13 protein-coding genes are annotated in these 14,626 nt (G+C 56.7%); 5 read left to right on the top strand and 8 right to left on the bottom strand.

Annotated features, from left to right (window positions below):
* Positions 1–50: 50 nt before the first annotated feature.
* From ispC to rpsB, 7 genes are all read right to left on the bottom strand, one after another.
* Entirely contained in the window at positions 51–1,241 is a 1,191-nt protein-coding gene (gene ispC, locus QN399_RS21270; protein WP_322180488.1) for a 1-deoxy-D-xylulose-5-phosphate reductoisomerase, read from the bottom strand.
* Entirely contained in the window at positions 1,238–2,053 is an 816-nt protein-coding gene (locus QN399_RS21265) for a phosphatidate cytidylyltransferase (protein WP_322180490.1), read from the bottom strand. Before QN399_RS21265 ends, ispC begins: the two co-directional genes overlap by 4 nt.
* Positions 2,053–2,808, bottom strand: coding sequence for a polyprenyl diphosphate synthase (uppS, locus tag QN399_RS21260; protein WP_322180491.1), 756 nt, complete (start codon positions 2,806–2,808; stop codon positions 2,053–2,055). The genes QN399_RS21265 and uppS overlap by 1 nt, the downstream gene beginning before the upstream one ends.
* Positions 2,809–2,823: 15 nt before the next feature.
* Positions 2,824–3,381, bottom strand: a complete 558-nt coding sequence (frr, locus tag QN399_RS21255; RefSeq protein WP_322180492.1) for a ribosome recycling factor — start codon at positions 3,379–3,381, stop codon at positions 2,824–2,826.
* A complete protein-coding gene (pyrH, locus tag QN399_RS21250; RefSeq protein WP_322180494.1) occupies positions 3,378–4,121 on the bottom strand; it encodes a UMP kinase in 744 nt (247 codons plus the stop codon). Before pyrH ends, frr begins: the two co-directional genes overlap by 4 nt.
* 203 nt (positions 4,122–4,324) lie before the next feature.
* Entirely contained in the window at positions 4,325–5,194 is an 870-nt protein-coding gene (gene tsf / locus QN399_RS21245; RefSeq protein WP_322180496.1) for a translation elongation factor Ts, read from the bottom strand.
* Between the two features lie 185 nt (positions 5,195–5,379).
* On the bottom strand, positions 5,380–6,123 hold the full coding sequence (gene rpsB / locus QN399_RS21240) for a 30S ribosomal protein S2 (protein WP_219061233.1): 744 nt from the start codon (positions 6,121–6,123) through the stop codon (positions 5,380–5,382).
* A gap of 320 nt (positions 6,124–6,443) precedes the next feature.
* Between rpsB and map the strand changes: the two genes are divergently transcribed.
* From map to QN399_RS21220, 4 genes are all read left to right on the top strand, one after another.
* A complete protein-coding gene (gene map / locus QN399_RS21235; protein ID WP_322180498.1) occupies positions 6,444–7,241 on the top strand; it encodes a type I methionyl aminopeptidase in 798 nt (265 codons plus the stop codon).
* A gap of 47 nt (positions 7,242–7,288) precedes the next feature.
* Positions 7,289–9,988, top strand: a complete 2,700-nt coding sequence (locus QN399_RS21230) for a [protein-PII] uridylyltransferase (protein WP_322180500.1) — start codon at positions 7,289–7,291, stop codon at positions 9,986–9,988.
* An 88-nt stretch (positions 9,989–10,076) separates the two neighbouring features.
* Entirely contained in the window at positions 10,077–11,270 is a 1,194-nt protein-coding gene (gene dapC / locus QN399_RS21225; protein WP_322180502.1) for a succinyldiaminopimelate transaminase, read from the top strand.
* A gap of 118 nt (positions 11,271–11,388) precedes the next feature.
* The gene (locus QN399_RS21220; RefSeq protein ID WP_330201601.1) at positions 11,389–12,138 is read left to right on the top strand and encodes a M12 family metallopeptidase; all 750 of its coding nucleotides are present in this window, start codon (positions 11,389–11,391) and stop codon (positions 12,136–12,138) included.
* Positions 12,139–12,146: 8 nt separating this feature from the next.
* On the opposite strand, the gene QN399_RS21215 is transcribed toward QN399_RS21220, so the two are convergent.
* Positions 12,147–13,793, bottom strand: coding sequence for a Na+/H+ antiporter (locus QN399_RS21215; protein WP_322180507.1), 1,647 nt, complete (start codon positions 13,791–13,793; stop codon positions 12,147–12,149).
* A 738-nt stretch (positions 13,794–14,531) separates the two neighbouring features.
* Between QN399_RS21215 and QN399_RS21210 the strand changes: the two genes are divergently transcribed.
* Positions 14,532–14,626 (top strand): hypothetical protein (locus tag QN399_RS21210; protein WP_323567072.1); only part of this gene is annotated, 95 nt, incomplete at its 3' end.

The following is a 14,626-nucleotide window of genomic DNA, read 5'->3' as shown; positions in this document are numbered from 1 at the left end:
GTATGGGTTTCACACCACCACAATCGCCTGCGCCGTCTAATCTACCGCCGTTACCGCCCGTTGCGACCGAGCCATTGCTCAGCCAAACCGCGCGCTTTTGAATCTATCTCGAATACCGCATCGAGCTCCTCTACCGCAACGACGGGCTCAAGATTCAAAACCTCATCAATGATACTCGCGATCTCCGGATAGCGGATGCGCCGCTCAAGAAACGCTGCAACGGCAACCTCATTGGCAGCGTTGAGCATCGCTGGCGCGCTGTTACCCGCCTCCGCTGCCTGCCGTGCCAGACGCAGGCATGGAAACCGCTGTTCATCCGGGGCCTGGAAATCCAGGCGCGCAATACTGAACAGGTCCAGCGGCGCAACACCCGAATCAATCCGATTCGGCCAGGCCAGCGCATGAGCAATCGGCGTACGCATATCCGGGTTACCAAGCTGAGCCAACACCGAACCATCCACATAGTCAACCATGGAATGGATCACACTCTGCGGATGAATAACCACTTCAACCTGATCGGGCCGCGCATCGAACAGCCAGCAGGCTTCGATCAATTCGAGCCCTTTGTTCATCATGCTGGCGGAGTCTACAGAAATCTTGCGCCCCATTGACCAATTAGGATGGGCGCACGCCTGTTCTGGAGAGACATACATCAATTCAGACAAGGGCGTTTCACGAAACGGACCGCCTGAAGCGGTCAACAGAATACGGCGCACGCCGACCGAACCCAAGCCACCGGCATAGTCATTGGGCAAGCACTGGAAGATCGCGTTGTGCTCGCTGTCGATCGGCAGCAGTACGGCACCGCTACGCTGCACAGCCTGCATGAACAACGCACCGGACATCACCAGCGCTTCTTTGTTGGCCAGCAGCACCTTCTTGCCCGCCTCGACAGCTGCCAGGGTAGGACGAAGCCCTGCTCCACCGACGATCGCCGCCAATACGGTATCGACCTGAGGATGAGCCGAGACCTCGCACAAACCGCGCTCACCTACCAGAACCCGTGTATCAAGGCCGGCAGCCGCCAGATCATCTTGCAGACCGCGAGCGAGATCAATGTCGGGCACCACGGCAAACCGGGGTGAGTGGCGCACACACAGCGCCAACAACTCTTTCAAGCGACTGAATCCTGTGAGCGCAAAAACCTGATACCGCTCAGGGTGACGAGCGATGACGTCAAGCGTGCTCAGTCCAACGGAGCCAGTAGCGCCCAGGACCGTTATTTGTTGAGGCTTACTCACAGCGTCCCCCAACTGGCAGCCCAGAGCAGTACCGCAAAAACGGGGATGGCAGCAGTCAAACTGTCTATGCGATCCAGCACGCCACCATGACCCGGCAGTAGACTACTGCTGTCCTTGATGCCGGCCTGACGCTTGAACATGCTTTCAGTCAAATCACCGACGACCGAGATCAATACTACGCTTGCGGCGCCCAGTAAGCCCATAAGGAGTTGCGAGCCAGACCAGCCGCGAACCATTCCGACAATCGCGGTGATCAGCAGACTGGCGATCAAACCACCGAACACACCCTCCCAGCTCTTGCCTGGACTGACCCTGGGCGCAAGCTTGCGCTTGCCAAAAGCCTTCCCGGAGAAATAAGCGCCGATATCTGCACCCCAAACCAACACCATGACCGCAAGGATCAACCCATTACCCAGAGGCCATTGCTTGATCAGAACCAATCCCTGCCATGCGGGTAATAGAACCAACAGACCGATGATCAACTTGCAGGCAGCGCCAGACCAGTAAGCACTGGTATCCGGATAGGTCAGCACCAGGATGGTTGCCACCAGCCACCACAGCACTGCAGCACCTAAAACCCAAAGCGCCAGACCTGGCAGCAAGTGCAGCAACAGCAGCAAGACGGCGATTAGCGCAGCATAGGCAACCCGTGCAGGCCGGGCAGCAAAACCCGCCAGACGTGCCCACTCCCAACCCCCCAAAGTCACCACTACGCCAATAAACAGGGCAAAACTTGCACCTTCGAGCAGAAAAAAACCGCATAAGGCAATCGGCAGCAGGATCAGTGCGGTGATGATTCGTTGTTTCAGCATTAAGCCCGGGCTCCAGCTTCTACCTGTTCGCTCGTTTTACCGAAGCGGCGTTGGCGGGAAGCGAAATCTGCCAGCGCAGTGCGCATGGCGTCGTGTTTGAAGTCCGGCCAGAAAAGGTCGGAAAAGTACAGCTCGGCGTAGGCGAGCTGCCAGAGCAAGAAGTTACTGACACGATGTTCGCCGCCGGTACGAATACACAAGTCCGGTAATGGCTGATCACCCGTTGCCAGACACGTCTGCAACAACTCAGGAGTGATTTCCTCCGGACGCAGACGCCCGGCCTGAACCTCGCGAGCCAGATGCTGGGCAGCCTGGGCAATATCCCATTGTCCGCCGTAGTTAGCCGCAATCTGCAGCACAAAACGACCGGGGCCGGCAGTCCGCTCTTCAGCTTCACGCATGGCAGCCTGCAGCTCAGGATGAAACCGTGAACGGTCACCAATGATCCGCAAGCTGATCGCGTTATCGTTCAAACGCCGGGTCTCACGGCGCAGAGCCGTGAAAAACAACTCCATCAAAGCGCCGACTTCCTCAGCCGGGCGCTGCCAGTTCTCACTGGAGAAAGCGAACAGGGTCAACACCTCGACCTTCGCTTCAGCGCACACCTCAATGACCGCACGAACAGCATCCACGCCTGCTTTATGCCCGGCGACACCGGGCAAAAGACGCTTTTTCGCCCAGCGATTATTACCATCCATGATGATTGCGACATGGCGCGGCACCGATGACGGTGCCGCCTGCTTGGTCTTATCCATAAACGCCCAGGCCCTTTATACAGCCATCAGATCCGCTTCTTTTTGCTTCACTGCCGTTTCGATATCCGCCACGAACTTATCCGTCAGCTTCTGAATATCATCGGCAGCGCGACGCTCTTCGTCTTCGCTGATTTCTTTCTCTTTGATCAGATCCTTGAACTGGCTCAACGCATCGCGACGGATGTTACGAACAGCCACCCGAGCATCTTCCGCAGCATCACGAGCTTGTTTTGTGAAGCCCTTACGGGTCTCTTCAGTCAAAGCCGGCATCGAGATCAGAAGCAGCTCGCCCAGGTTCGTCGGGTTGAAGCCCAGCCCGGCACTCTGAATAGCCTTGTCGACGGCTCCGAGCATATTGCGCTCGAATGCCACGACCTGCAGGGTGCGCGAGTCCTTGACGGTCACGTTCGCAACCTGATTCAGAGGGGTATCGGAGCCATAATAAGGCACCATCACACCGCCCAGAATGCTGGGATGAGCCTGACCAGTACGAATTCGGCTGAATGCGTGAGCCAGGGACTCCAGGGTTTTCTGCATACGCGTTTGAGCGTCTTTCTTGATTTCGTTGATCATTGCTCGCCTTCCTCGATCAGGGTTCCTTCAGCGCCACCATGTACGATATTCAGCAGGGCGCCGGGCTTGTTCATGTTAAATACGCGCAGCGGCATTTTATGATCGCGGCACAGACAGATAGCGGTCAGATCCATCACACCCAACTTGCGATCCAGAACTTCATCGTACGTCAGATGATCGAACTTCTCGGCATTTGGGTCTTTGAATGGATCTGCGGTGTACACACCATCGACCTTGGTCGCTTTGAGCACTACGTCGGCATCGATTTCGATCCCTCGCAGACAAGCGGCCGAATCGGTGGTGAAGAACGGGTTGCCAGTGCCTGCGGCGAAAATCACCACATCCTTGGCGTTGAGATGACGCATGGCTTTGCGACGATCGTAATGATCGGTCACGCCCACCATGGAAATGGCCGACATCACGATAGCCGAAATGTTAGCTCGTTCCAGCGCATCACGCATGGCCAGAGCGTTCATCACAGTGGCCAGCATGCCCATATGATCGCCTGTCACCCGATCCATACCGGCAGCACTCAAGGCCGCCCCACGGAATAGATTGCCACCACCAATAACCAGCCCGACCTGAACCCCGATACCGACCAACTGACCAACTTCAAGGGCCATGCGATCCAGGACTTTCGGGTCAATGCCGAACTCTTCGGAGCCCATCAGGGCCTCGCCGCTAAGCTTGAGTAGAATGCGTTTATAGCGAGCCTGATAACCACTGCCCTGCTGAGCCATTGCGAATCTCTCCTGCGGCGTTTAAAAAAATTCTGTGCGAGCTGTTTTCAGCCTGCGATTACTCTAGCTGACGGTACGACACCGTCAGGGGATGCAGCCTTGTAAGCCACTTCCCCAAGGAAAACAAATTCCTTTTACCTATTTGACGAAGAGGCCGCTCGCGTGAGCGGGCAGCCTCTTCGGGGCGACAGTGTGAAACCGTCTTATTGCTTGCTTGCAGCCACTTGTGCGGCAACTTCTTCAGCGAAGTTGTCGACTGGTTTCTCGATGCCTTCGCCTACTTGGAAGCGAGTGAAGGAAACGATTTCAGCGCCGGCTTTCTTGGCCAGTTCACCGACCTTGATTTCCGGGTTTTTGACGAACGCTTGTTCGACCAGACTTGCTTCAGCCAGGAACTTCTGAATGCGACCGCCAACCATTTTCTCAACGATTTCGGCTGGCTTGCCTTTGATCTTGTCTTCGTTGAGGCTCATGAACACGGCTTTTTCGCGTTCTACAGCTTCTGCGGAAACTTCCGAAGGCAGCAGGAACTCAGGGTTGCTGGCAGCAACGTGCATAGCGATGTCTTTGGCCAGGTCAGCGTCACCGCCTTTCAGGACAACAACAACACCGATCTTGTTACCGTGCAGGTAAGCATTGACCACGTCGCCTTCAACCCGAGCCAGACGGCGGATGTTGACGTTTTCGCCAACTTTCGCGATCAGAGCTTCACGGGCCAATTCCTGAGCGACGATCAGCGGAGCTGCGTCAGTCAGTTTTTCAGCAAATGCTTTTTCAAGGCTGTTGTTCACGAATTCTTTGAAGTCGTCCTGCAGGGCCAGGAAGTCGGTCTGCGAGTTGACTTCGAGGATCACTGCACTTTTGCCATCTTCGGCAACTTTGACAGCAATGGCGCCTTCAGCAGCAACGTTGCCTGCTTTCTTGGCGGCTTTGATGGCACCAGAGGCGCGCATATCGTCGATTGCTTTTTCGATGTCGCCGTCAGCCTTGGTCAAGGCCTTTTTGCAATCCATCATGCCTTCGCCAGTGCGCTCACGCAGTTCTTTGACCAACGCTGCAGTAATTTCTGCCATTTCAAATTCCTCTTGGATAGGTCTTAAAACCATTCCACCCGACCGAACGGGCGTTCAAATTCTTGAAAACCGCTGCTGGCTGCGGCACATGACTGCAAGGCGGCGCCAACATATGGTTTCCGAGGGGGCAAAAAGGGGGCCAGGCCCCCTTTTTGCGTACCGAGTAAACGCTAGGCGTTTGCTACTCAGCCTTCAACGACTGCGGCAGCTGGAGCTTCTTCGACGAACACGTCGGTGCCGCCGTTAGCGTTGTTGCGGCCACGGATAACAGCGTCAGCCATCGAACCCATGTACAACTGGATGGCGCGAATGGCGTCATCGTTGCCTGGGATGATGTAATCAACGCCTTCCGGGCTGCTGTTGGTATCGACTACGCCGATAACCGGGATACCCAGCTTGTTAGCTTCGGTGATCGCGATGCGCTCGTGATCAACGTCGATAACGAACAGTGCGTCAGGAAGACCGCCCATGTCCTTGATACCACCCAGGCTACGATCCAGCTTTTCCAGATCGCGAGTGCGCATCAGCGCCTCTTTCTTGGTCAGCTTGGTGAATGTGCCGTCTTCTGCCTGAATTTCAAGCTCGCGCAGACGCTTGATGGAGGCACGGATGGTTTTGAAGTTGGTCAGCATGCCGCCCAACCAGCGGTGATCGACGTAAGGCGAGCCGCAACGTGCAGCTTCTTCAGCGACGATTTTGCCAGCGGAACGCTTGGTGCCAACAAACAGAATCTTGTTTTTGCCCGAAGCCAGTTTTTCAACGAAAGCCAGAGCTTCGTTGAACATAGGCAAGGTTTTTTCAAGGTTGATGATGTGAATCTTGTTACGTGCGCCGAAAATGTATTTACCCATTTTCGGGTTCCAGTAACGGGTTTGGTGACCGAAGTGGACACCGGCTTTCAGCATATCGCGCATGTTGACTTGGGACATGATAGTTCCTTGATAAGTCGGGTTAGGCCTCCACGTATCCCAATGACCAACCAACAGCTTCAAGCTGAGGGCACCCAGGTCATCGTGTCGACACGTGTGTGGGTTTAAGCTTCTGGGACATACCCAGGAAAGCGGCGCATTTTATACCATAAAAGGCCGGAAAACGGAACACGAAATAAGCACCGCCGCAAACGTCCTTTTGCGCCGTACACGCGGGGCCACCTCGCGCATATATAAAGCGATGATCACCCGCAGCCTGACGGTCTGTTAGAATCGCGTTTTACGTGTTTAGCCGCGCCACACCGCGCCGAGAGAATTTTATGACTGTCACCATCAAAACCCCCGAGGATATCGAGAAAATGCGCATCGCCGGCCGTCTGGCTGCCGACGTGCTCGAAATGATCGGCGCTTACGTCAAGCCTGGCGTGACCACGGACGAGCTGGACCGTATATGCCATGACTTCATCGTCAATGAGCAGAAGGCGATTCCGGCCCCGCTGAACTACAAGGGCTTCCCCAAGTCGATCTGCACCTCGATCAACCACGTGGTGTGCCACGGCATTCCAAACGAGAAGCCGCTCAAGGATGGCGACGTCCTGAACATCGACGTCACGGTAATCAAGGATGGCTACCACGGCGATACCAGCAAAATGTTCCATGTTGGCAAAGTGCCAGAGTGGGCTGAGCGTCTGTCGAAAATCACGCAAGAGTGCATGTATAAAGGCATTGAGCTGGTTCGCCCAGGCGCTCGCCTTGGCGATATCGGCGAAGTGATCCAGAAACACGCCGAAAAGAATGGTTTTTCCGTGGTGCGCGAATACTGCGGTCACGGCATTGGCAAGGTCTTCCATGAAGAGCCGCAAGTACTGCACTATGGCCGTGCTGGCACAGGCATGGAGCTCAAGGAAGGCATGACCTTCACCATTGAGCCCATGATCAACCAAGGCCGTGCCGAAACCCGCTTGCTGGGCGATGGCTGGACCGCGATCACCAAGGATCGCAAGCTGTCTGCCCAGTGGGAACACACGATCCTGGTCACGGCAGACGGGTATGAAATTTTCACCCTGCGGAGCGACGACACTATTGCCCGCACATCGACAGTAAGCGCGTCGGTATAAACCACGTCGTTAAAGTCAGGCCTGATAGATAGAAGGAAAGCCGTTCAATGCCGCAGGTGGATCCAGAATTATTCGACCGCGGCCAGTTCCAGGCCGAACTGGCCTTGAAAGCGAGCCCCATTGCCGCTTTCAAGAAAGCCATTCGCCAGGCCCGCGAAGTGCTCGACGGACGTTTCCGCTCGGGTCGCGACATCCGGCGCCTGATCGAAGATCGTGCCTGGTTTGTCGATCACATCCTGCAGCAGGTGTGGGAACAGTTCGACTGGAGCGACGAGGCGGATATCGCCCTGCTGGCGGTTGGCGGCTATGGTCGCGGCGAGCTGCATCCTTATTCAGACATCGACCTGCTGATCCTGCTGGACAGCGCCGACCACGAGGTTTTTCGCGAGCCCATTGAGCGCTTTTTGACGTTGCTATGGGATATCGGCCTGGAAGTCGGCCAGAGTGTGCGCTCGGTCGATGAATGCGCACAGGAAGCCATCGCCGACCTGACAATCATCACCAACTTGATGGAAAGTCGTACGATTGCCGGCCCCGAACGCCTGCGCCAGCGCATGCTTGATGTCACTAGCCCCGCCAGGATGTGGCCGAGCAAAGAGTTTTTCCTGGCCAAGCGTGCAGAGCAGAAAGCCCGCCATCACAAGTACAACGACACCGAATACAACCTGGAACCCAACGTCAAAGGCTCTCCTGGTGGCTTGCGCGATATCCAGACCATTCTCTGGGTCGCCCGTCGCCAGTACGGCACCTTGAATCTGCACGCGCTGGCGGGCGAAGGTTTTCTGCTGGAAAGCGAAAACACTCTGCTCGCCTCATCCCAAGAGTTTTTGTGGAAGGTGCGCTACGCCTTGCACATGCTTGCCGGCCGATCGGAAGACCGCCTGCTGTTCGACCATCAAAGCAGCATCGCCCGCCTGCTCGGCTACGAAGACGGCGATGCGAAGCTAGCAATCGAACGCTTCATGCAAAAGTATTACCGCGTGGTCATGAGCATTGCCGAACTGAGTGATCTGATCATTCAGCACTTTGAAGAAGTCATTCTTTCAGAGGAAGGGAGCGGCACGACTCAGCCGATCAATTCGCGCTTCCAGCTGCATGATGGCTACATCGAAGCCTCCCACCCCAATGTTTTCAAGCGCACCCCCTTCGCGATACTGGAAGTTTTCGTGCTGATGGCTCAGCACCCGGAAATCAAGGGCGTTCGCGCCGACACGATTCGCTTGCTGCGCGAACATCGGCACCTGATCAACGACGAGTTCCGTAACGACATTCGCAACACCAGTCTCTTTATCGAGCTGTTCAAGTGCGAGTTCGGCATCCATCGCAATCTGCGCCGGATGAACCGTTACGGGATTCTGGGTCTGTACCTGCCGGAATTCGGCCATATCATCGGCCAGATGCAGCACGACCTGTTCCATATCTATACCGTCGACGCGCACACCCTGAACCTGATCAAGCACCTGCGTAAGCTGCAATACACTCAGACCTCAGACAAGTTTCCGCTGGCTAGCAAGATTATGGTCAAGCTGCCCAAGCCCGAACTGATCTACCTGGCAGGGCTGTATCACGATATTGGCAAAGGCCGCGGTGGCGACCACTCGGAACTGGGCGCTATCGATGCCGAAGTCTTTTGCCAACGCCATCAACTGCCGATCTGGGACACCCGCCTGATCGTATGGCTGGTGCAAAACCATTTGGTGATGTCGACCACCGCCCAGCGCAAGGACTTGTCCGACCCGCAGGTCATCCATGATTTCGCCCAGTTCGTTGGCGATGAAACCCACTTGGATTACCTCTACGTCCTGACCGTGGCCGATATCAACGCAACCAATCCAACGCTGTGGAACTCGTGGCGCGCCAGCTTGTTGCGCCAGCTGTACACCGAGACCAAACGCGCACTGCGTCGCGGCCTGGAGAACCCTGTCGACCGTGAAGAGCAGATTCGTCGTACGCAAAGTGCCGCGCTGGACATTCTCGTTCGCAGCGGTATCGACCCGGATGACGTCGAGCAACTATGGGCGCAGCTTGGGGATGATTATTTCCTGCGGCACACCGCTGGCGATGTGGCCTGGCACAGCGATGCAATCCTGCAGCAGCCTGCCGATGGCGGCCCGCTGGTGCTGATCAAGGAAACCACTCAGCGCGAGTTCGAGGGCGGCACTCAAATCTTCATCTACGCTCCCGACCAGCATGACTTCTTTGCCGTGACCGTGGCCGCCATGGATCAGCTCAACCTGAACATTCATGACGCCCGCGTCATCACCTCCAGCAGCCAGTTCACCCTCGACACCTACATCGTGCTCGATAACGATGGCGGCTCAATTGGCGACAACCCTGTACGGATCAAGCAAATCCGCGAAGGGCTGACCGAGGCCCTGCGCAACCCCGATGACTACCCGACCATCATCCAGCGCCGGGTACCCCGCCAGCTCAAGCATTTTGCCTTCGCGCCACAGGTCACGATCCACACCGACGCACAACGCCCGGTCACGATCCTGGAACTGAGCGCACCTGATCGCCCTGGCCTGCTGGCGCGAATCGGCAAAATCTTCCTGGAGTTCGACCTGTCATTGCAAAACGCGAAAATCGCCACGCTCGGCGAGCGGGTGGAGGACGTTTTTTTCATCACTGACGCGAACAATCAGCCGCTGTCCGATCCACAACTGTGCAGCCGACTTCAGGACGCTATCGTCGAGCAATTGAGCGTCAATCATGAGCCTCACGCAGAGATGCGCCTCAGTATCTGAATGACGCCATTGCAGGCCCACCTTTACGTTTCGACTCAACGGCGCCCGGCCCACTCCCGGGCGCCACGCTCACTGAGACCTACACCCCATGAATAACGCCTTGCAGCAGCTCCAGCCCTACCCTTTCGAAAAACTCCGCGCCTTACTTGGCAGCGTGACGCCCAATGCCGATAAACGCCCTGTCGCGCTGTCCATCGGCGAACCCAAGCACCGCTCGCCTGCGTTCGTCGCTGAAACGCTGGCCGCCAACCTCGATCAGATGGCGGTTTACCCGACTACGCTCGGCATCCCGGCGCTACGCGAAGCCATCACCGCCTGGTGTGAGCGCCGTTTTGACGTGCCCACCGGCTGGCTCGACCCGGCGCGTCATGTGTTACCGGTCAACGGGACTCGCGAAGCCTTGTTCGCCTTCACCCAGACCGTGGTCAACCGCAGCGACGACGCACTGGTAGTCAGTCCAAATCCGTTCTATCAAATCTATGAAGGCGCAGCCTTGCTGGCCGGCGCACAGCCCCATTACCTGCCCTGCCTGGCGGAAAATGGTTTTAACCCGGATTTCGATGCAGTGTCCGCAGACGTCTGGAAGCGCTGCCAGATCCTGTTCCTGTGCTCGCCCGGCAACCCAACTGGCGCACTGGTGCCACTGGAAACCCTGAAAAAGCTGATCGCCCTGGCTGATGAACATGATTTTGTGATCGCCGCCGACGAGTGCTACAGCGAGCTGTACTTTGACGAACAGACTCCGCCACCAGGCCTGCTGAGTGCATGCGTGGCGCTGGGGCGCAAAGACTTCAAACGTTGCGTGGTATTCCACAGCCTGTCCAAACGCTCGAACCTGCCCGGCTTGCGCTCAGGTTTTGTGGCCGGCGATGCCGACATCCTTAAAGCTTTTTTGCTCTATCGCACCTATCACGGTTGCGCCATGCCGGTTCAAACCCAGCTGGCGAGTATTGCCGCATGGAATGACGAAGAGCACGTACGCGCCAACCGAACGCTGTATCGGGAGAAGTTCGACGCCGTGCTGGAGATCCTCGCCCCGGTGCTCGACGTACAGCGTCCCGACGGTGGTTTTTATCTGTGGCCGAATGTCGGGACCGACGACACTGAGTTCTGCCGCGACCTGTATATAGCCGAGCATGTCACCGTGGTGCCGGGCTCCTACCTGTCCCGCGAAGTCGACGGTTTCAACCCCGGCGCCGGACGTGTACGCATGGCGCTGGTTGCACCTCTGGCCGAATGCGTCGAAGCGGCCACGCGTATTCGGGATTTCATCAAAGGCTGATCACGAAATCTGTAGCGGCCAACACACTGGCCGCTACAGCGAACCGCGATAACTATGTACAGCCTCGGTCAGCTCGCCACAGAGAACAATGAGACTCCGCCTACCCTGGAGTTTCACCATGAACGAACTACGACTCTGCAACGCCCGCCGCTTGAGGGACCAACAGGTTTCCTATGAGACCGCCATCGAAGAGAACCCTGACAATGCCGGGGTATCTGTTCCCGGCAGTCGCCGCAAGCGGGCCGTCGGGCATTTTTCCAGGTTCTGGGCCAATGGCCGCACCCTGAAAATCGGTTTTACCGATGAGGACCTGCCCGAACCCCACAAACAAGCCATTATTGCCGCTATCAACCAGTGGCAAGCCTCTGTAAACCTGACGTTCGAGTTTATTGATGGCCGGGAAAACACGCCGGGCTATGGTAAAGGTGACATCCGAATCACGACTGCCTCCAGCGCGAACTACACCCTGATCGGGACCGATGCCAAGGCCAACGACCCGTGGACTCCTACGATGGTGCTGGGTGTAAAACCATCGGACCCGAAGTTCCGATACACCGTCATGCACGAGTTTGGCCATGCGCTGGGGGCCGAGCATGAACATCAGCACCCGGAAGCCGATATTCCTTGGGACGTGTCGAAGGTGTACGAACACTACGCGAAAGCCGGTCATTCCGCCGAAGAAGTCGATGAATCGGTGCTTCGCAAATTCGAATCAGACAAAACGACCTACACCGCTTACGACAAGCAGTCGATCATGCATTATCCGGTGCCTAACACCATTACGATCGGCGATTGGGAAGTGGGCCTCAATGCGATGATCAGCGATAAAGACAAAGCCTTCATGCGCAAGGCTTATCCAAAAAGATAAGTTGATGGCTATTTAACCGGCCCCAGATTCGCCTCACTCAGGTCCAACTCACCCAATATCTGACGCAGCGCGTCGTCGCCGATCCGGTGATGACGGCGCAGGCTATAGAGTTCCAGGCGCTGCGCGCGCAACGCGTGCAAACGCAGGCGTCGTTCCAGCTGGTCCATTTGCCAAGCCAGCGCCTGCGCTTCGGAGGTGTCGTTGAACACCTCGAGGTGATGGCGGTATTCGGACATGATCCGCGCTTTGACTTCCATCGCCAAAGCGGCTTGCGCAGCGTCGGGGATGACGCCGGTGTCGGCCAGGTCCTCAGCTTCCAGGGCGTGAATCGCCGCTTCAGCGGTATGCTTCCATGCCTCTCGAACCTCGCGTTTCATCGCGTGGTCCGGGCTTTTAGCGACACCGCGCAGCAACAATGGCAAAGCGATGCAGGCTGCAATCAATGACAGCAGGATGACGCCTGCGGCGATAAAGATCAGCAGATCACGCTCAGGAAAGTCTGCCCCGGCACTGATCAACAGCGGCACGGACATCACACCCGCCAGCGTCACGGCCCCTCGCACGCCACCCACGGTCAGCAGCCAGCCAGAGCGCGCCGTCAGCTCAAGCGATGATTCGCCGCGATCACCCCAGCGCCGCAAGCCGACCATCAGCCGCCAGACGCTCTGCACCCACACATAACGTAACGCCAACAACACCATAAAAATCGCCAATACATCTAGGCAACGCCACAACAGGGTTGGCCAGAGCGACACTTCATGGCTGGCGACGGCCTTGATGATGTCCGGAAACTGCAGGCCCAGCAGCAGGAAAATCAAGCCATTGAAAGCAAACTCCAGCAGTGCCCAGACGCTACGATTAAGCAGCCGCGTACTGGTCTGTCGCGGCAGCAGATCCAGCCAGCTTTGCATCATACCGGCGGCCACGGCTGACAGAATCCCCGAAGCGCCCAAGCGTTCAGCCAATACATAGGCAGCGAAGGGCAGGAGCAACATGAACACTACATGGGTCGCAGGGTCATCCCAGCCCCGGGCAATCATCCAGCCACGCAAACGCCCCACCAGCCAGCTCAGCGCTACGCCGATGGCCAAGCCGCCACAGGCGACTAGGACAAATGTCAGGCTGGCGCTGGCCAGCGAGAACACGCCCGTCACCGCCGCCGCCAAAGCAAACTTGAAGGTCACCAGGCCGGAGGCATCATTCATCAAAGCCTCGCCTTGGAGCATATGCATAATTGGCGCGGGCAGCCGATCCTGAGCAATCGCCGACACCGCCACGGCATCGGTCGGCGACAGCACGGCCGCCAAGGCGAAGGCCACCGGCAAGGGGATGGTTGGTATCAGCCAATGGATAAAGAAACCGGCGCCCACCACCGTGAACAATACCAGCCCCACTGCCAAGGTAAGAATCGGCCCGCGAAAACGCCACAACTCGCGCTTGGGCATACGCCAACCATCCGAGAACAGCAGCGGTGGCAGAAACAAGAACAAAAACAGTTCAGGGTCGAGCGCGACATGCAAACCCAGCGTCGGCCAAGCCAGCAACGCCCCGGCAGCGATCTGCAACAGTGGCAACGGCAACGGAATCAACCGGGCCACCAACCGCGACACACCGACCAGCATCAGCAAAATAAGGACGGTATAGGCTGTTTGCATAAAGCGGTTTTCCTCGTCGTCCACTAACAGTCAAATGCATGCACCCAGGCAATTGCATACCTTCAAACTGACACATTGACGCTCGACCCTTCCACACTGCCGCACTTAGAGAACGGTCAATTCAATGCTCTTGATTGCAAGAACAGGGTAATCGCTCTGTTTCGCATTCGCCGACCAAGGTAACGTAACGAGAACGATTATTCATTCGACCTAGAGCAGGCTTATTAACTGATTCGCACAGGATCGTAACAGGCCACCCCCGAAAATACTTTTTTGCCCACGTTAATGAACGACCTTAAGCAGACCGGCTGTATTCAACACATCCCAGGGCACGATGCAAAAATATTTGCCGCTGGATGGACAGTATTTGTTCAGGTTAGCTCCGCTATTGTAGGAAAGGTCTGACGGTACAGTCTGCGCGCGGACTCAGTACTCTACTGAACTAGCTTGACGCGCATACTGCTGTTGCACCTTTTCGCGTTAAGTTAAACTGTCTCGTGCGAATCGCCCTGCGCTCGCAGCTCCGCAAAACGGTCATGTAATAGAGTTCGCGCCATCCCGCTGAAGGTAAACGTAATTTTCACGATTCCTGAACTATGATTTGCGCGAACAATTGTGTCGCGGCGCCGTTACCGACGCTGTCAGCGCGGCCCCGTATTTTCAAAGTAAACAGTATCTGTGGATATTGCAGACGGCTCGCTTCTTAAACCGCAATGCTTTCCTGCGCTAGAGGATCCTATGAATCAAAGTTTCCTGCCCTTTTCCCGCCCGAGTATCGGTGACGAAGAAATTGCCGCCGTCGAGCAGGTTTTACGCTCCGGCTGGATTACCAC

Origin of the sequence: Pseudomonas sp. 10C3 (genome assembly GCF_036346185.1) — a bacterium.
GTDB lineage: Bacteria > Pseudomonadota > Gammaproteobacteria > Pseudomonadales > Pseudomonadaceae > Aquipseudomonas.
This window is presented reverse-complemented; position numbering and strand designations above follow the sequence as displayed.